Origin of the sequence: Flavobacterium sp. WG21 (assembly GCF_000335775.1) — a bacterium.
GTDB classification, from domain to species: domain Bacteria; phylum Bacteroidota; class Bacteroidia; order Flavobacteriales; family Flavobacteriaceae; genus Flavobacterium; species Flavobacterium tructae.
This window is the reverse complement of sequence record NZ_AMYW01000005.1, coordinates 187,958-207,239: the sequence shown is the minus strand read 5'-3', so window position 1 is coordinate 207,239 and position 19,282 is coordinate 187,958. Positions and strand designations below refer to the sequence as shown.

Here is a 19,282-nt window from a genome sequence, read left to right as displayed (position 1 = left end):
AGTGCATCCTTTTTCTTTTCTATTGAAAAGTAACTTCTTTCAATTTTTCATTTATTTCAAAATTTAGGTTATACATTTCGGATATTAACTGGATAATTATTTGTAAATCTTCTTTTTTATTGATTCTCAAGGTAATGTGCTGATCGTAATATTCCTTTGGAAATTTCACCGTGTAACCATAGTTTGTTTTAATGTAGGCAGCAAGAACGGTTAACTTTTCATTTTCAAAATCGGTAAATCTTTCAAATTCAGATACCTCAACCGTATTATTGGCATAGGTAAATTTTTCACCGGGTACGAGTATCCATTTTTGAGTCTGGTCTTTTACGCTCATCTCAACGCTTCCTTCAAAAAGCTCGACTGAGACTTCCTTTTGAGTGTATCCTTTTACTAAGAAAGAAGTTCCTAAAACAGTGGTTGTCGTTTCATTGCAAAAAACCTGAAAAGGATGTTTTTTGTCTTTTGTTACCTGAAAGTGAGCTTCTCCCTTAATTTCAATTTTACGATTAGTCTTAAAATTATCGGCATACTCGATTCTGGAATCAGGACTTAACTCCACTTTGGAACTATCCGGTAAAAAAATCGTTTTTACAATTGAAGTCGTATTTTCAATTACGTTTGAAGTCAATTTAATTTCCTGCTGGTGCTGCTCTTCATTAATGAAAAGTCCCGTTCCGATAAACGCAAAAAGTAAAACGGCTGCCGCTGCCGCATAATGCCATGCTTTAAATTTTTGTTTTTTTGGAGGAAAAGCTTTGGATTGAAATGCTTCCCACGAAGCCTCTTTTTCTTCATCAGAATGCGAAATGGGAACATTATCCCAAATCTTCTTTAATTCTTCTTCTACTTTTTTATCATTCATATCTTTGGGGCGTTAAAGTTTCTGACAATAAAATCCTTGCTTATTAAAAACACCGTACACCATATCCTTAATCTCTCTGTTGGTTTCGATTGTCAGAACATGATTTTTGTCTTCTACATCAAAATTCATGATACAATCAGAAATAACAAATTGAAGCAGCGCTACAACAAATTTTGCTTCTTCCTTTGTGGTAACGTCCGTTTTATAAGTTTCAATATTCATTTTATGTTCTCATTTTTATAGATAACAAACGAGAACAAAAAAGTTCCTAATGGTTTTCGACTTTTTTTCGAATAAATTTACTGGCGAGATAAATATGATTGGCTATGGTCTTTTCAGAAAGATCCGTTAAAGCTGCAATCTCCTTATAACTAAGGTTTTCCAGTTTATGTAAAGTATAAATTTTTTGCTGTTGCTCAGGAAGCTCATTTATTAAATTATTTAATATTTCCTGTCTTTCTTCAAAAATTTCATGATCGTTATCCACATTTTCCATCACAACATGCGAAGGCTCGAGTTGTACTATTTTATTTTCTCTGTTGAGATGATTAAGGATAATGTTTTTGCAGATCACAAACAATTGCTTGTCGAATAAAACATCTTCATGAAGTAATTCTCTTTTATTGTATACTCGTAAAAAAGTCTCCTGAACAAAATCCTGTGGGGTAAGTACTGTAAAATTAAAGCGTTTGGCAATGTTTATAAGTTTATCGTAGTAATTAAGGTATGCTTGCCTGAAAGCGGCCTCATTACCCTTTTTTAAACTTAAAATAAACTTCCTGTTATCCATAACGCAAATATGATAATTAGTCTAAACTCGATGTCTAAAATAATATTGTGGTATTAAGCGAATCACTTAAGACTTATTTAATCTTTTTCTTAAGCAATATTAAGATACAAAGAACAGCAATTTTCTTGTAAAAGTTTTTAACAGAAAAAGAAATTAATCCTAAAGAAATGCTAATTTACGATCTTATATTTTAATCTTATTTTTCTTATAATTAAATTCCAACAGAAGCCAAGCCTTGTAAAATCAAGACTTTACTATCCTGATACGAATATTGTTTTTTCTCAAAATTTCATTTTTAACAAACGTGACGTTTACACTTGTTAAAAATAAAAAAGCAGCGACAAAACATTTTGTCGCTGCTTTTAGTGTATCTCCACTATCAAACAAAAGTAGTATCTGTTATTTGATTAAAAGTGCTTCGAGTATTTTAGAATAGATTTCTGTGTTTTGATAGACTCCCATAAAATTGGCAGCTCCGGGTCCGTAGGCAAAAACCGGGACAGGCACCGCTGTGTGATCGTTTGTACTAAAACTTCCCTGTACATATCCTTTTTCGATGCTGCCATCAATTAAGGAAAGTCCTCCGGTTTCGTGATCTGCCGTTACGATTAAAAGTGTTTCCTGATTCTGATCGACAAATTCCATGGCTTGTCCTACCAGTTTATCAAAATCAAGCATTTCACGGACCACGTATTCCAGGTCATTTTTATGTCCGCCATAATCAATTTGCGCACCTTCGGCCATTACAAAAAATGGATTTTTTGTTTTTGAAAAAACCGTCGTTGTCTTTGCCAAAGATTTCGCTAAAAAGTCTCCTCTTCCCTCTTTCATCGAAACCACCGAAGCATCATCTACCACTACAAAACGTGAATTTTTAATGGTGTCCAGACTTTTAAACTGATCTGAAAAAGTATAACCTTTCTCGGTTATTATTTTAGACAGATCTCTACCGTCTTTTCTGTTATTAAATTCTTTTGTGCCTCCTCCAATCAAAATATCAGACGGATTAGCAAGAAAATCTGCAGCAATTGGTTCGCTTAAAGTTCTTTCAGATTGATGCGCGTAAAAAGCTGCCGGAGTGGCATCTGTAATATTTCCAGCCGAAATAATAGCCGTTTTGTACTTTTTCTTTGCCAGTTGCTGGGTGATTAATTCTAACCCTTTTCCATTTTCATCGACACTGATAAATCGGTTATTGGTTTTATGACCTGTTACCATTGCCGTAGCTCCTGCGGCCGAATCGGTGATATAACTGTCTGACGATTTAGTGATCGACAATCCCTGAGTCGGAATATTAAAAAGGTTCAATTGTCCTTTATTGGCTGTATAACCGGCGTAAATCTGAGTAAGCCCCATTCCGTCGCCAATAAGCAGAATTACATTTTTCGGACGGCTGTTTTTAGAAAATAAAGCTGCATTCTTAGGTTTATAGGCCTGATAAAATGATGTATTCTGGTAAAAAGTACTTTTTATCTTCTGAATGAACTGTGTCAATGCCGGTACATTATCAGTACCAATATAATCGACTTTTAAATTCATTAGAGTCATCCAGGTATTCACATTATCGGATGTCGACCAGAACCTGATTTTTTTATTCTGAGCATGAACTTTTTTAATGACCGACTGTACTTTTTCTAAATCAGCTTGTGTCATTACTCCTTTTCCGTTCCAAACGGTAAGTTCTTTTAAATCTTCGCTAATCATTTCGATACGTGACAATTGCTCCGAAGAATACGTTTCATTTCTTCTTCCGTCAAAATAGATAAACTCAGGATATTGATTCCAGTTTGATGGTTCAGGTCTGTTTCCTGAAATAACTACTTTTAGATTTTTGTTTGAAATCAAATCCGGATACGTTTTTAGCTGTTGCACGATACCTTTAAGTGTGGCATCAGCTTCTGATTTTATATCAATCATTAAAATTAAAGGCTTATTCTCAGGGTAAACTTTACCTTCTAAGTTTTTTATCTTCTTCGACAAAGGATCTAAATAAAGACTTCGCAGTGTATTGTACGTTTTGATTCCCTCTGAAGTATGTGCTACCAAAAGCTCATTATTCCTCAGAAAAACATCTGCTTCGATAACGCCGGCTTCATTGGAATAGGCTTCATAAAAAGGCAATTTACCTGCATAATCATTGTGTGAATGAATATTAGCAGAACTGTATTCCTGTGCCTGCGCCAACAGAAAAAAATGAAGGCAAAAAAGTATAATTATTTTTTTCATTACAAATAAAATTAATTCAATTCTAAAATGGTCTTCAATAATTAGAAGATTAGCCAAAATATCTAGACTGCTTGCTTTTTTTCTTTACAACTGCAAGCTCCACAACTAAGCCTGCAGCGTAAAAAAAACAAAACAAACAAAATGAAACTATTACTTACCAGCCTTTGTTCTGGAAAAGGGCTCCTTTGCTCACCGCAATCTCATCCGGCGGTATTGGCCATACATGGTGAATAGCAGGATTAAAATTACGGGCAGGATAAATCACTGTTCCGTTGTAATGGTGTAAAGGTTTTGCATAAGTCGCCTGAGCATCACCCCAGCGTACTAAATCGAAATGGCGGTCTGTCCATTCTCCCGCCAGCTCACAACGTCTTTCTCTTTTCAGATCCGTTAGTGTGGCTCCTCCAATACTTGTTAAACCGGCACGATTGCGAATCATGTTTATTTCGGCATCGGCACTTAGTCCTTTCATTAATTTTGCTTCAGCCAGCATCAGGATTACATCCGCATAACGTAAAAGAGGTACATTTAAAGCGGTAGAAGGCTTGTCTCCGTTTGCATTTACATAACGAATATCAATTCCGCCCGAAGTAGTTTTTGGATAACCGAATGGCTCCATGTATTTTTTAAACTGATAACCGGTTCTGTTACTTGAACTGACAATATATTTTCCTTCATTAAAAGTGACTAATTCACCGAAGTACATAAACTTGTCTCCTTTTTGAAGAATTGTAGCACTTCGTCTTTTATCAGCAGGATCATAAGTATCGAACAATTCTTTAGTAGGATAAAAATTCCCCCAGCCGTTGTAAACTCCCCAGCCTTTATCTTCCAGACATACTCCAGGGAAAATAGATCCTAAGCTTGTATTTTCGGCACTCGAGGTTACAGACCAAATGTACTCTGACGACCAGTTGTTTTTAATTTTAAAAACATCTTCGAAATTATCCAGTAATTTGTGTTTTCCACTGCTGACAATCATATTGGCATATTTGATCGCATTGTCCCAGTCTTTTGCATACAAATAGGTACGCACCAAGTATCCCCATGCTGCAGTTTTATGTGCACGTCCGTAATTGTCTGAACTAAGTTCATTGAAATAAGGCAATAAATCGGCAGCTTTAATGAGATCAGCAGCGATATAGGCATAGTTTTCCGCTACGTTTTTAGCACGCGGCACATATACATTGGTTGGATTTTCTCTGTCCTGAATTGGAATCCCGGCACGGTCATCTCCATAGTGATAGGCCAATTCCAGATGCATTACAGCATGATTGAAGTACGCTTCTCCCAACATCATGTTTTTTGTTTTATCGTCTAAAGAGATTTTCGGGATATTGCGAATCACATCATTACAGCGTTTCATCACTTCATAGTGAAGTCTCCAAATGTCTTTGGTATCTGATTCAGCTCCGTCTACAATAAAATTTTTGATTCGTTCCGCATTTTGTCTTGGTTTCGTTCCGATATCATCACTTGCATTGTTCAGCCAGAAAAATCCACGACCGTACATGTTATCATCCGAATAGAGTGCATAAATCGCGTTCACCCCCGCTTTTGCGTCAGCAGGTGTTTTCCAGAAATTACCACTTGAAGGTGCTCCCTGAGGTACTAAATCAAGTTCATTTTCGCAAGCCGACATGCTCATTAAAAGCACCAGACTCCATAATAAAAGACTTAAATTTTTCATTTTACTTGTGTTATATTTTTTTAAAAAGTTGCGTTGACACCTGTCATATAAATACGGGACAGAGGATATTTTCCTAAGTCCAAACCAAAATTCTTAAGTCCCACTTCCGGATCCATTCCTGAATACTTGGTGATGGTAAAAAGGTTTTGCCCAGAGATAAAAAATCTAAGTTTCGCTTTTCCGTGCAACCATTGTTCTTTTACTGTATATCCAATCGAAACGTTTCTTAATCTCAAGAAAGAAGCATCTTCAATATAAAAATCAGAGATTCTTCCGAAATTATTATTGTTGTCTGTTGACGAAAGAATTGGAATATTGGTATTGGTATTCGTTGGCGACCATGCATTTTTAGAATCGGCTAGTAAATTATAACCCGGGAAAGAAGCATTCACACCTGTATATTTTACGGCATTAAAAACTTTGTTTCCTGCTGTTCCGCTAAGGAAGATGTTCATATCAAATCCTTTGTATCTGAAATTCGTGTTTAAACTGAAGGTCGTTTTCGGAAAAGGACTTCCAAGCACTACTCTGTCACTGTTATTGATTACACCATCGCCATTTACATCTTTAAATTTAATGTCTCCGGCAACTGCATTGGGCTGATATACTACTCCTTTATCATTTACATAGGCTTTTGCTTCGGCATTACTTTGAAACAATCCGTCTGTAGAGTACCCGTAAAATGCTCCAACAGGACTTCCTACCTGATAAATATTAGCCAAAGGCAAACTACGAACACGGCTAAGATTTAAAGGCTCTAAGGAAGTTAAATCGTCTTTGATCGAAACAATTTTATTGCTTAAAAAAGCTGCGTTTGCTGTTACATCAAATTTGAATTCACCACGCGTTTTCTGGTAGGTTAAACTTGCTTCAATTCCTTTATTTTCAACATTACCCGAATTTACGATTCTTCCTAACGGAGTTCCTGAAACTCCCGGAAGCTGATCGCGAACTAACATGTCTTTATTGGTTTTAATGTAAGCATCTACAGATCCTGATAAAGCATTGTTAAACATAGTAAAATCCAATCCTACGTTGCTTTGTTCTGAACTTTCCCATCTTAAATTAGGATTCGACAATTCGCTCTCAGAATAACCGTAAGAGATTACCGGACTGTTTCCAATTAAAGCTTGTGTCTGCGTTAAAGGCACACTAAACTGGTAAGGTCCAAGATTTCCTAAGTTTCCAATCTGTCCCCAGCTTGCACGTAATTTTAAGTTGCTTACTAACGGGTCTATGCTTTTCATGAATCCTTCTTCAGAAATCAACCATCCGGCAGAAACAGAAGGATATACTTTCCAGCGGTTGTCTGAAGTTAGTTTTGAAGTACCGTCACGGCGTATAATTCCTGAAATCAAGTACTTTTGATTAAAGTCATAATTCAGCCTTCCTACATAAGAAGAAATGATTTCTTCGGACATTCCTGCTTCTACCTGCTGAACTAACTTAGCATTTAATAAATAACGCTGTGATGGATCTTCATTATCAAAGCCTGTTCCCTGCACGGTATAAAAATCTCTTTTGGTTTGCTGATAGGTATATCCGGCAAGTGCTTTAAAATTGTGCTTTCCTAGTGATTTTTCGTAAGAAAGCGTCTGCTCGCTTAATAAGTCAGTTGTGGTAGCAGAAGATTTTGTCAATCGGTTAAAATCAAATATTTTACCCGGCTCTGTTATTTTTACCGCAAAATCGGTTGCGTTGTTCTGAATTCTGGTATACCCCCAGTTCGATTTAAATTTTAAACCTGATACGATTTCCCATTCTGCATAAGGATTAATCAAAACAGTCGAAATCGGATTGCGGTTGTCCAGTCTTTTTAAATAGGCCACCGGATTGATTACGTCTCCATAAGAACCAATATATTTTTCAGGAACACCTCCAAACTTTCCTGAACCGTCTTCTCTATAGATCGTGGCATTTGGCGGATAAAAAATCGCTGCTAAAATGGCTCCTGTGTAACCACTTGTTGTATTGGCTGCCTGACCATCTGTTAAAGAGTACGACAGATTTTCGCCCACTGTAAAATTAGGTGCCAGTTTAAAAGAAGAATTGGCTCTGGCCGTATAACGGGTTCCGTAGGTATTTAGCAATATTCCTTCGTTTTTGCGGTAACTTCCGGAAATAAAGAAATTAGATTTCTCGGTTTTACCATTTACCGAAATAGACAAATCCTGAATTTCGCCGGTACGGAAAATTTCATCCATCCAATTGGTCTTTGTGGTTCTGGCTGTTGGTTCAAATGCCGGATCAAAAGCCGGAATTCTCGGCATACCTGCATTGTCTCTGGCGGTGTTCATCGCATCGGCATATTCAGCTGCATTTAAAACGTCTAACTTTTTAGCTACGTTTTGAAAACCTCCCTGATAATTTACATTGATATTAATGCGTTCCGAAACTCCTTTTTTAGAGGTAATTAGAATAACTCCTCCTGAAGCTCTTGCTCCATAAATTGCTGCGGAAGCCGCATCTTTTAAAACGCTTATCGAAGCAATATCGTTTGGATTCAAGGTATTTAAAGAACCGCTGTAGATAATTCCGTCTAAAACAATCAGTGGTGTTTCGGCGTTCAAAGATCCGATACCTCTGATATTGATTGTAGGCTCGGCAGTTGGATCACCTCCATTATTAATTACGGTAACACCTGCCACTGTTCCTTGTAATAATTCTGCGGCACTATTATAGGTTCTGCTTGATGTTTCTTTCATCGAAACGGTTCCTACTGATCCTAAAACTTCATTCTTTTTTACACTTCCGTATCCCATTACAACCACTTCCTGCAGTTGTTTCATATCGGCTGCCAACTTTACACTTATGTTTTTATCCGATTGTGTCACTTTTACTTCCTGCGTCACATAACCTACATAAGAAAAAACAAGTACTGCCGCAGACGAATTGATTTCGATTTTAAATGTTCCGTCAAAATCTGTTGTAGCTGCTGCATCCGAATCTTTGTCTTTGATTCCAACACCCGGTAATGGCATTCCGTCATCACCGCCAAAAACAGTTCCCGAAATGCTTATTTTACCCTGACCGACATCTGAAACTTTTATGCTTTTTTTAATCACAATATTGTTGCTGACCATTTCATATCTCAGCAAGAGATTGCTGCATATTTTATCCAAGGCTTGTTCCAGAGGCACATTATTCAATTTTAAACTAATCTTTTGATTGGTATTGACCTGATTGGTTTCGTACATAAAATGCACGTCGATTTGTTTTTCAATCTTCTGAAAAACACTCTTTATACTTTCATTTTCTACTTTTAAAGTCACTCTTTTACCGATATCAAAACGGGCCGCTTTTACGGTTAATCCGATAAAAAATAGAGCCACGAAAAGCAGTGCCTTCGTTAGTACCGATTTTTTAATGCTCTGAGCCTTTACGACATACCGCATTTGCTTTTTATTCATGATTGTGTTTTTTTTAATTGTTTTTGATTGTGGAACGGTTTTCTACGTAGATTTTTTAATTTGATTTTTAATGGAATTGTATTTCAGCTGATCGAAACAAGAATTGGAGATCTTAAAAATTCTCTCAACTCCGCTAACCCGCATTGCGCTATGCGAACTATTTTTCTCTCCGCTGTATTTTCTAAAATTTAACGGATGACATAAGTCCCCGATTCTATTTTGTACTCTGCATTGATAATATTGCACACCAAAGCAACGACCTGTCCTGCCGGAAGTTCTTTGAAATAAGCACTAATTTTTAAGTTGTTTAAATTTTTGTTTGCAATCTGAACGGTTACGTTATAATTTCGATTGATCGTTGCAATGACTTCCGGTAAGGGGGCATCTTCAAAAACAATAATATGCTTTCGCCATAGTGAGATTGAATTCATTGGGATATCCTTAAACGCCTGAAGTTTGTTACTGTGTGATTTAAAAACCACTTTTTGCCCCGGGGTTACATATACATTTTCTTCGGTCACGGTTGATTTAACATTCACTCTTCCCGTCAGCACCGAAACTTCCTGAGTAGTCTGATCCGGATAAGCCTGCACGTTAAAACTCGTTCCCAGTACTTTGGTGTCCATTTTATCGGTATGAATGATAAAGGGATGCTTTTTATCTTTGGCTACATCAAAAAAGGCTTCTCCGGTTAAATAGATTTCTCTGGTATCCCCTTTAAAAGTAACCGGATATTTTACATGACTTCCGGCATTAAGCCATATCTGAGTTCCGTCACTTAAAACTATTTTAGCGTGTTCTCCCGCTCTTGTTGCATATTGTCTGGTAATGGTTTTTAGCGAGGATAAATAAAGGAAACAGGACAAGCTAACTGCAAATAACAAAGAAGCTGCTACCGCCCAATTTCTATTTGGAAGAGAAATAACCTTATTCGTTTTTTTTATATTTTGAATTTCCTTTTTTAACTTCGATTGGTCTGATGTGATAAGTGCTATCGTGTCGAATATTTCTTCAGGATGATCGTACCAGTTATTCCATAATTCTTCCCCATTTAAAGAGGGCTTCCCTTCTAAAAAAAGTTTTATATCTTGATGTAATTTTTCAGGCATTATAATTTGTTTATCTCTTTAATAGTATGTCTTAGAAATAGTAATTTCAGGTAGGCGCTTAAGGTTACGCTTTTGTTAAGAAAAAATGCATAACCTTAATTTAGCGATCTGCTATTAGTTAAATTCGCCCAGGTAGTTTCGCATAAACTTTAATGCGTAGGCAATGTGATACTTTACCGTTTCGTGCGAAACATTAAGTTCTTCGGCTATTTCTTTGTTGGTGTAATGTTTGATTCTGCTGAGAATAAAAACTTCTTTGGATTTTTTAGGAAGCAATAACGCAGCCTTATCAACGGCTTCCTGTAGTTCTTCATAATAAATAGAATCTTCGGTAGTGTTTCTGCCGTCGCAATCATTGGTGTTTCTGTCTATAACCTCTCTAACATATTGATCGGTGATAGTATGCATTTTTATATAATCTAAAGTAGTATACCGAACAGAGGTGTAGATATAAGCTGAAAATTTCTTTTGAATAACCAAACTCTTTCGTCTTTCCCAAATCGTTGTAAAAACTTCCTGAACAATCTCTTCGGAAACCGGAACCGACTTCATCCTCACATAAACAAACCGAACCAATTCATCCCGATATCGGAAATACAATTCATCAAACGCTTTATCTTTTCCTTGTCTCAATAACTCAACAAGCTCCTCATCAGTAAACTTCTTATACATGAGACACCGTTTTTGAATGATTTGGCGAATGAAGTGTTCGAAATAAGACTTTCGATCCAATCTTTATACAGCGATGTATTCTGATTTTAAAAAATGACATATACTACAATTGTGTTGTTTATAATATGTCTTCAAAATTAAAGCTGAGGGTAGGTCTGGAAGGTTACGTTTACATTAATAAACTAACCTGATTATAAAACATTATATTAACATCTGATGCTTTATGTTACGTCAATATTGATAGGAGATCTTGTTAGGTATCAGCTTTGTAAAGTGTCACTTGTTAAAGCAAATGATACTGCAAGCAATTGTGAATTTGATACAATGTTTTTTTTAGTGTAGAAATTTTTCTTCCTATTTTGACAATAATGTGTCAACAGAACACCTGGGTTGTACTATACCTCCTACAACTATCATATTTCTACCGTAAAATCGTTCAAAACACCAATAAACATAAGGATGTGGCTCATTTTTCTGCTCCCTGTGATTTATCTCACTTATAATTAGTGTTTCCGACACTAAAAGGATATTTCATGACAATAAAAACCGTCCTCATGACATATTTTTCAGTTTCGGTGCCTAAGATTCTTAGTTTTAACCTGTTTTAGAAGAGAAAAACAGGTAGAAACACCTGTTTTTGAGAGTTTTATATTTTATACCTTAGTTTAAATATAAAAATTGTCCTTTTATTTCTTAGTCAAAAACACAAGTAATATCAAAAACAAATATAAACACTAACCTATTAACACTAAACACTATGGAAGAATTCATTGGAGTTGTAAAACTTTTTGCGGGAAATTTTGCCCCAAGAGGCTGGGCCTTTTGTAACGGACAAATATTGTCAATTGCACAAAATACGGCATTATTCTCAATCCTTGGTACAACCTATGGAGGAAATGGTCAGACTACTTTCGCTTTACCAAATCTACAAGGTGCAACAGCTATTGGACAAGGAACTTCACCTGGAGGAACTTACGTTCTTGGACAAGCTGCAGGTACACCAAACGTTTCAATTTTAACAAGCAACCTTCCTGCTCACGTTCACGCAGGACCAGGTAAAATTTCTGTGAGTGCAACAAATGCATCAGATTCAACACCGGTAGCCGGAGCATCGATAGCGATACCGGGCGCTCTTGTATCGAGAGTTTTCACCCCTACATTAGGCTTTGCAACAGCAACTCCAAGTGTCGATTTATTAAGCAATGTAACCACTGGTGCCACAGGTAGCAATCTGCCTATCTCAGTAATGCAGCCTTATGTAGCATTATCTTATATCATTTGCCTAGAAGGAATTTTCCCTTCCAGAAATTAAACTATTTAAGAGCATTTTTTACATTATAAGACCATTTGGGTATATCGCTGAAGTCGTATAAAAACTGAATTTCAGAATACTCTGTAAGATTGTACATAGAAACAAGACAAAAAGGGTTTGTAATATAAGACTCCGCAGTTTTTAATTCGATGTCTTCAAATATCCTGATTTCAGTAAAAATACACACATCGGGATGATTACTAAAATCATCGGGCAGCTTATAAAAGTCACTTTTAAATTCTAAATCCTGACTTGTATTGCCAAAAAGTTCTTTGCTTATTGTAAATAATCTATCTACAAATACACTATGAGGATAGGGCTGTATTTCGTTACGGCCCTTAACCTCTGATTTAGCATCTTTTAAGGATGGCTCATGATCGGAATATGTATAAGTCAAATCGATCTTGATTTCTTCGGGAATTAAAATTCCATGCGAAGACAACTGCGAAACAATGTTTCGCGTAATCGCCACTTGCGGCTCTCGGGTAAGAGCATAATGCATCGTTTCGGAGATGGCCAGATCAATTGCAAACTCCTCCGGTTTTGTATACGTAATGGCATCTGTTTCGATTAATTCTAATGAATAATCGTTTAAACCGGTCACCGATAAAATATGATGTACAGATGCTATAGAAGCAGTATTGATATCTAGTAAAATGGCTTTAATTCTATCTTTATTAAACAAAGGAAGTAAAGGAAGAATTAAAGTTGCATAAGGGCCACAACCCGCATAAAGAACATTAATACTTCTCTCTGGAAAATCAATACACAATTTTGTCAAAGCCTTATAAACGCCTTTTATGAAATAAACCGTGCGTAAATAATCGTCAACACAGTCTGCCGCACCAGAGCTTGACAAAGCAACACCGCCTTTAACATGAACTTCATTGTTCTCAAAATGGTTAACGGTTGCGATTTTTTCATAAAATTCTGAAAGATTTCGCGCACATGTGGTGTGTTCATCAATAGTATTTGACGCAATGATAGATTGAACAATAATCGTAAGCTCTTGTTTATACATGATACTCAATTTTAGTTAAAGCTTTAAAGTTTGAACTGGAAAAACAAATGTAAGAATACAAAATGATAAATCTAATATCAGTTAATTATGAAAAAACTCTACTTATTACTCATTCTACTGTTTTTTACGCTGCAGCAATTGACTGCACAAACAGTAGAGACCTTCGAAGCTCAGACAATTAACCAACCTAGCTTTACCAGCAATGGTAAAACTTTTAACCTGACCAATACTTATGTTTCTTTTCAGGTGGTTACTTCACCTGGTTATGGTTATAACGGTTCTAACAACTACATACAGGTTGCAGATGGTAACGCATCACAAAGTTTAGGGCAAACCGGATTCATTACCGCTGCCTCAGGAAGCTTTAAAATGAACAGTTTATGGATTTACCTTACCGGTACTTCCGGTCAGACTCCTAATAGTACCTCTAATGGTGCTCCGGGTTCGGTTACTTTAACCGGAAAACTTGGCGGTGTAACACAATTCTCTATTGTAAAAAACACTACAGGAGCAAATATTGGTACTGCCTTACCTGGAAATGGTTTTATCCCTGTTAACTTCGCAACTGACGGAGTTTCTAATTTTACCAATATCAACATTGACCAGCTTGAAATTCAGCTAAGCGCCAATTACGATTATTTTGCAGTTGATAATTTTGTTTGGGTTGATGGCGTAAGTTTAGCAACCGTAACTACTACAACCGCTACAAATGTGGGTTCAACCAAAGCAATCATTGGAGGAAATGTAACTGCAGATGGCGGAGATGTCAACGTAGAAAGAGGAATCGTTTGGGCAACAACAGCAAGCCCAACTATCGCAAACAATAAATTTCAAATCGGAACTGGAACTGGAATTTTTAGTAATACCGTAACAGGCCTTACTCCCGGTTCTACTATTCATTACAGAGCTTATGCAAAAAATACTGCCGGGACAGCTTATGGTGCCGAATCAACATTTGTTACATCGGCTGCTTTAAGCACTTCTTCTACCTCAAAAACAGATGTGGCTTGTAACGGAGGAACTACCGGAGCTGCCAGTGTTACTGTAATTGGAGGAGTTACTCCCTATACTTACTCATGGTCTCCTTCAGGAGGTACCGGATCATCGGCAACCGGACTGTCTGCAAATGCATACATCGTAACTATTACCGATGCTGAATTGACACAAATTACCAGAAACTTCTCTATAACGCAACCAACAGCACTAAATGGACTGCCTACGACAACGGCTGTTTCTTGTTTTGGCGGATCCAACGGTACGGCAACAATAACTCCGACTGGTGGTACACCGGGATACACCTACTTATGGTCTACCGGAGCTACAACGCAAACTATAACAGGCCGTATAGCCGGAACATACAGTGTCACCATTACAGATGCCAACGGATGCCCTAGAACCATAAACAACATTGTTATAGGTCAGCCTGCTGCAGCTCTTGACGGAACCGCCACCACCACAGCCGCTTCTTGTTTTGGAGGTAGTAACGGTACCGCAACAGTAACTCCAAGTGGAGGTACACCTGCATACACCTATTCATGGTCTCCATCAGGAGGTACAGCCGCAACGGCTACGGGACTTACTGCCGGAACTTATAGTGTTACTATTACAGACGCTAACGCATGTGCAAAAACGATAACGGGTATTGTTGTCGGACAACCAGCAGCTGTTCTTGATGGAACTACTTCCACCACAGCGGTTTCTTGTTTTGGAGGATCAAATGGTACAGCTACTGTTGTTGCATCAGGAGGAACTCCAGGTTATACGTATTCATGGTCCCCATCAGGAGGAACTGCAGCAACTGCTTCAGGGCTTCAGGCTGGAACTTACAGTGTAACGATTACTGATAATAACGCATGTTCTAAAACCATTACCGGTATTGTTGTCGCACAACCGGCCGCATCACTTAATGGATCTATAAGTACAACTTCTGTTTCTTGCTTTGGAGCAGCTACCGGTTCTGCAACCGTAAGTGCTTTTGGAGGAACTCCGGGTTATACTTACTCTTGGTCTCCATCGGGAGGTACCGCAGCAACTGCATCAGGACTTACAGCAGGAACTTATAGTGTTACCATTACTGATGCTAATTCTTGTATGCGTACGATCAATAATATTACGATAGGAACTGCTACAGCTATTAATGGAGCAATATCTACAACAGCCGTTTCTTGTTTTGGAGGAGCTAACGGTACAGCAACAGTTACACCATCAGGAGGTGTTCCGGGATATACCTATTCATGGTCTAACGGAGCTACAACGCAAACTATAACAGGACTTACAGCAGGAACTTATAGTGTTACGATTACAGATGCTAATGCCTGTACAAAAATAGTAACAGGTATTGTTGTGGGACAGCCTGCTGCAGCTCTTGACGGAACTGCTACTACCACAGCCGTTTCTTGTTTCGGAGGAACCAATGGTACAGCAACAGTTACACCATCAGGAGGTACTCCGGCTTATACTTACTCTTGGTCACCTTCAGGAGGTACAGCAGCAACGGCTACAGGACTTGCTGCCGGAACTTATAGTGTTACTATTACAGATGCTAATGCCTGTACAAAAATAGTAACAGGTATTGTTGTGGGACAGCCATCAAACGTTCTTGACGGAACTACCACCACAACCGCTGCTTCTTGCTTTGGAGGAGCTAACGGTACAGCAACCGTTACTGCGACCGGAGGTACTCCTGCCTATACCTATTCATGGTCTCCAACAGGAGGTACAGCAGCCACTGCAACCGGACTTACCGCAGGAAACTATAGTGTTACCATTACAGATGCTACCGGATGTACCAGAACGATAACGGGTATTGTCGTAGGTCAACCAGCTACTGCTCTTGACGGAACCCCAAGTACAACAGCTGTTTCTTGTTTTGGAGGAGCTAACGGTACGGCTACCATAACAGCATCAGGAGGTACTGCAGGATATACTTATGCATGGTCTACAGGAGCTACAACAGCTTCTATTACCGGACTTATCGCAGGAACTTATAGTGTTACTATTACAGACGCTAACGCCTGTGCAAAAACAATAAGCAATATTGTTGTTGGACAACCTGCTGCAGCTCTAGACGGAACGATAGCTACAACTGCCGTTTCTTGTTTTGGAGGAGCCAATGGTACCGCAACAGTAACTCCTAACGGAGGAACTGCAGGATATACTTATGCATGGTCTAACGGATCAACAACTCAATCCATAAACGGACTTATAGCAGGTACTTACAGTGTTACCATTACAGATGCGAACTCATGTTCAAAAACTATCAATAATATTGTAGTAGGACAGCCTGCCGCTGCTCTTGACGGAACTGCTACTACAACAGCCGTTTCTTGTTTCGGAGGGACCAATGGTACGGCAACAGTAACTCCAACCGGAGGTACTCCAGGATACACTTATTCATGGGCACCAACAGGAGGTACAGCTGCAACAGCAACAGGACTTCCAGCGGGAACTTATAGCGTGACCATTACAGATGCTAACGCGTGTTCAAAAACAATAAGTAATATTGTTGTTGGACAACCGGCTGCGGCTCTTGACGGGACTGCAACTACAACTGCTGTTTCTTGTTTCGGAGGTGTTAATGGTACTGCAACAGTAACAGCAACCGGAGGTACAGCTGGTTACACCTATTCATGGGCACCAACAGGTGGTACAGCTGCAACAGCAACGGGACTTCCAGCGGGAACTTATAGTGTTACCATTACAGATGCTAACGGATGTTCTAAAACCGTAAATAATATTGTTATTAGTCAACCTGCTGCTCTTAACGGAACTGCAACTACAACAGTAGTTTCTTGTTTTGGACAAGCTGACGGTACTGCAACGGTTACACCAACCGGAGGTACAGCTAATTATACCTATTTATGGTCTAATGGAGCTACTACGCAAACCATAACTGGTCTTGTTGCCGGAAACTATAATGTTGTCATTACAGATGCTAACTCTTGTACAAAAACAGTAAATAATGTTACTGTATTTCAGCCAACTGCTATAACAGTTGTCCCTGCACAAACTAATGTGAGTTGTAACGGAGGACAAAACGGACAGGCCTCAGCAACAGTAAGTGGTGGAGGCGGAAGCTATACCTATTCATGGTCTCCATCGGGAGGTACGGCAGCAACAGCAACCGGACTTGCTGCAGGAACATACACTTTAACCATTACAGATGGTAGTGGTTGTACTAAAACTCAAGTTTATAACATCTTAGAGCCAGCTGCAATCGCAACTACAATTACAGGAACAGATGTTAGCTGTAACGGAGGAAGCAACGGTTCGGCTACTGTTAATGTAACAGGTGGAACAGGAAGCTATACTTACGCTTGGTCTCCAACCGGAGGAAATTCAGCAACTGCAAGTGGTTTGCCATCAGGAAATTATTCAGTAGTAGTTACTGACGGAAATGGATGTACCAAAACTGCCAATATTGTTATCAACCAACCGGCAATATTGTCTGCTGCTATTGCAACTCAAACAAACATTTCCTGCAATGGAGCAAGTAATGGAGCGATTACCACTACTATAACTGGCGGTACAACTGCATACACTTACTTGTGGTCAAATGGAGCAACAACTAAAGACATCAGCGGATTAACAGCGGGAACCTATACCCTGACAGTTACAGATGCTAATGGTTGTACTGCACCACTATCAGTAACTTTAACCACTACTCCTGATGTAACACCACCAGTACCAAATGTGGCCACTCTTCCGGTAATTACAGGCGCTTGTGCTGTTTTATCGGCTCAGATTCCGGTTCCAACTGCAACGGATAATTGTAGTGGAAATATTACTGCAACCACAACGAATCCTTTAACTTATAATACACCGGGAACCTATACAATAACCTGGACGTATACTGATGCTAGTGGAAACACAAGCACACAAAATCAGACCGTTAAAGTTCTTCCTTCGTCTATTCAAGCGGTAACATTTAGCAATGCTACAGTAACCTACAACAAAAACCCACAAGCAATACAAGTTGCTAATTTACCTGCAGGAGCTACGGTTACTTATACAATAGCACCTGGATCTACAGGAAATTCAGCTACAAATGCGGGTACGTATACGGTAACTGCGGTAGTAACTCCTTCAGCAAGCGAACCTAATTGTTCTCCAATTACGCTTACTGCACAGCTTACTATTCAAAAAGCGGCACAGCTAATTACTTTTCCAATATTGGGAATCAAAACACTTGGAGGATCAAATACTTTCAATCTGGGGGCTACTGCCAATTCTGGTTTAGCAGTAAATTATACCTACACTTACACCACAGCTTTGCCTGCTGCTACTGTTGCTCCAACAACCGGTTTAGTTACGATGCTAAGATCAGGAGAAATAACAATTGTTGCTGCTCAGGCTGGTGATGCGAATTACTTACCTGCTCCGGATGTTTCACAGCTTTTGGTGATCAAAAACAATGACATCACCGTTACTCAAATTACCGTTGGTACTAAAGTTTATCCAAATCCGGCTAAGACTATTAATTACCTGATGGCATGTGGTGAGAACAATGTAAATGTAGCGTTGACCAATACAACCAATGCAACCTTTACTCCTGCAGCTAATTTTACGATCAATACACCTAAACCTGGAATTTATACGCAAAATGTAACAATTACTTCTCAAGACGGAAGTGCTAGCGCTACTTATGCTATAACTGTAGAAAAACCATTTGGATTCTATGATATTGTACACCAAAAATTCAATAATGTACTTATCGTAAACAATAACCCTCAAACGAATGGAGGTTACGAGTTTGTTTCGTACCAATGGTTTAAAAACGGACAAGTAATTGGAACTAATCAATACTTTTCAGCAGGTGAGGCTCAATCCAATACATTGGATTTAACAGCCGACTATAGCGTGAAAATGACTACTAAAGATGGTAAAGTGCTGCAAACATGTCCTTCTAAAATTAAGACACAGAAATCACTTGAGGTTAAATTGTATCCAAATCCGGTTGAAACAGGAAAAATGCTTACCGTAGATGCTGACTTACCAGAAGGTGATTTAGAAAACATGCAAATAAGTCTTTACTCTGTTACAGGTAAACTACTTACAACAATGAAATCATCTACTGCTCAAACACAGGTGCAATTACCTGCAAGTACTGAAAGTAATATGGTTCTTGTAGTTATTGAGTCAGGCAATATCAAAAAGTCATTCAAAGTAATTGTAAAATAATCAAAATCAT

The 19,282-nt window shown here is 38.4% G+C and carries 11 protein-coding genes; 2 read left to right on the top strand and 9 right to left on the bottom strand.

The genetic code is table 11. From position 1 onward, the window contains the following. Positions 1-19: 19 nt before the first annotated feature. From C245_RS0106235 to C245_RS0106200, 8 genes are all read right to left on the bottom strand, one after another. Entirely contained in the window at positions 20-862 is an 843-nt protein-coding gene (locus C245_RS0106235; protein ID WP_017495724.1) for a FecR family protein, read from the bottom strand. A 12-nt stretch (positions 863-874) separates the two neighbouring features. Beyond that, complete coding sequence (locus tag C245_RS0106230; protein WP_017495723.1) at positions 875-1,084, bottom strand: hypothetical protein; 210 nt, start codon at positions 1,082-1,084, stop codon at positions 875-877. A gap of 46 nt (positions 1,085-1,130) precedes the next feature. Next, the gene (locus C245_RS0106225; RefSeq protein WP_017495722.1) at positions 1,131-1,652 is read right to left on the bottom strand and encodes an RNA polymerase sigma factor; all 522 of its coding nucleotides are present in this window, start codon (positions 1,650-1,652) and stop codon (positions 1,131-1,133) included. A 399-nt stretch (positions 1,653-2,051) separates the two neighbouring features. Then, complete coding sequence (locus C245_RS0106220; RefSeq protein ID WP_026109911.1) at positions 2,052-3,878, bottom strand: alkaline phosphatase; 1,827 nt, start codon at positions 3,876-3,878, stop codon at positions 2,052-2,054. A 154-nt stretch (positions 3,879-4,032) separates the two neighbouring features. Continuing rightward, positions 4,033-5,568, bottom strand: a complete 1,536-nt coding sequence (locus C245_RS0106215; RefSeq protein ID WP_017495720.1) for a RagB/SusD family nutrient uptake outer membrane protein — start codon at positions 5,566-5,568, stop codon at positions 4,033-4,035. Between the two features lie 20 nt (positions 5,569-5,588). Next, positions 5,589-8,978: a SusC/RagA family TonB-linked outer membrane protein gene (locus C245_RS0106210; protein ID WP_017495719.1), complete on the bottom strand. Its 3,390-nt coding sequence runs from the start codon at positions 8,976-8,978 to the stop codon at positions 5,589-5,591. Between the two features lie 188 nt (positions 8,979-9,166). Then, positions 9,167-10,087 carry a FecR family protein gene (locus tag C245_RS0106205; RefSeq protein WP_017495718.1) on the bottom strand — a complete coding sequence of 307 codons (921 nt, stop codon included), beginning with the start codon at positions 10,085-10,087 and terminating at the stop codon, positions 9,167-9,169. A gap of 114 nt (positions 10,088-10,201) precedes the next feature. Further along, a complete protein-coding gene (locus tag C245_RS0106200) occupies positions 10,202-10,759 on the bottom strand; it encodes an RNA polymerase sigma-70 factor (protein WP_026109910.1) in 558 nt (185 codons plus the stop codon). Between the two features lie 757 nt (positions 10,760-11,516). On the opposite strand from C245_RS0106200, the gene C245_RS0106195 reads away from it, so the two are divergent. Next, positions 11,517-12,071, top strand: a complete 555-nt coding sequence (locus tag C245_RS0106195) for a phage tail protein (protein ID WP_017495716.1) — start codon at positions 11,517-11,519, stop codon at positions 12,069-12,071. A gap of 1 nt (position 12,072) precedes the next feature. Here C245_RS0106195 and C245_RS0106190 read toward each other — a convergent pair whose 3' ends face one another. Further along, entirely contained in the window at positions 12,073-13,092 is a 1,020-nt protein-coding gene (locus C245_RS0106190) for a hypothetical protein (RefSeq protein ID WP_017495715.1), read from the bottom strand. An 87-nt stretch (positions 13,093-13,179) separates the two neighbouring features. Between C245_RS0106190 and C245_RS24215 the strand changes: the two genes are divergently transcribed. Further along, positions 13,180-19,272 carry a T9SS type A sorting domain-containing protein gene (locus C245_RS24215; RefSeq protein WP_157495785.1) on the top strand — a complete coding sequence of 2,031 codons (6,093 nt, stop codon included), beginning with the start codon at positions 13,180-13,182 and terminating at the stop codon, positions 19,270-19,272. The last annotated feature ends 10 nt before the right edge of the window (positions 19,273-19,282 follow it).